The sequence below is a fragment of the Nostoc sp. UIC 10607 genome (genome assembly GCF_047228265.1).
Lineage (GTDB): Bacteria > Cyanobacteriota > Cyanobacteriia > Cyanobacteriales > Nostocaceae > Nostoc > Nostoc foliaceum_A.
In genome coordinates this window covers 1-861 of record NZ_JBIQNW010000218.1, presented here as the reverse complement: position 1 = coordinate 861, position 861 = coordinate 1, and the positions used below count along the sequence as shown (strand labels likewise).

1 protein-coding gene is annotated in these 861 nt (G+C 39.5%); it reads right to left on the bottom strand.

What is annotated here, in order from left to right:
• Positions 1–27 precede the first annotated feature (27 nt).
• A partial coding sequence (locus tag ACEYW6_RS36490) for an ISAzo13 family transposase (RefSeq protein ID WP_412983652.1) occupies positions 28–861 on the bottom strand: 834 nt, incomplete at its 5' end.

The following is an 861-nucleotide window of genomic DNA, read 5'->3' as shown; positions in this document are numbered from 1 at the left end:
GGCATCAAGTAAAAATAACTTGAACAATTAGGGAGAAATTTTGGGTTTGATAATATAGTTCCACTCACCATGAAAAGAGTTTCGCTCAATGGCAATGGTATCAAGTTCTTGATCTGTAACTTTAATTCCTGTCTGATAGAAATTTTCATCTAAGCGAGCTTCAACTTCTAATCCATGTGTAGTGGTAGTATTACGAATGAGATTAATCACTACTTGCAAACTAGTTAAAGGTCTACCTCGCCAGTTAGTCGTAATGTGGCTTTGGGAACGATGCTCAATTTTGTTCCATTTACTTGTGCCGGGAGGAAAATGACACACATGAATATTTTTGCCAATCTCACTGGCAAATTCTTGTAGTTTTAACTTCCATAGTCGGGAGCGATAACTATTGCTACCACCGCAATCTGCCGTAATCATTATATGCTCACTACTGGGATACAGTTCTTTTCCCATTGAGTACCACCAATGACGAATAGACTCAACTGCAAATTCCGCCGTATCGTGGTCAATGCCAACATTGACCCATCCTTTATTAAAGGTTAAGTCATAAATTCCATAGGGAATTGCCTTACCTAATTGGGGGTCAACAAAGTCATGCATCCTTACCTCAACTGGCTGTTCAGACGGACACCATTCATTTCCAGGGTTTTTAAAGTTTCCGATTAACTCTTTTTTCTTGGTATCAACTGAAATTACAGGTTCGTTCTGCGATTGGAAATGTTTAACTTGGTTGGCAATATGTAAAAACTGGTCATCCCTGTCCGGATGAGATGAGCCGTCACGGGTTTTGCGATTCGATTGTAAACTGTAGCCCAGGGATTCAAGTAAGTTGTAAACACTTTTAGCACTAATTCTATGTCC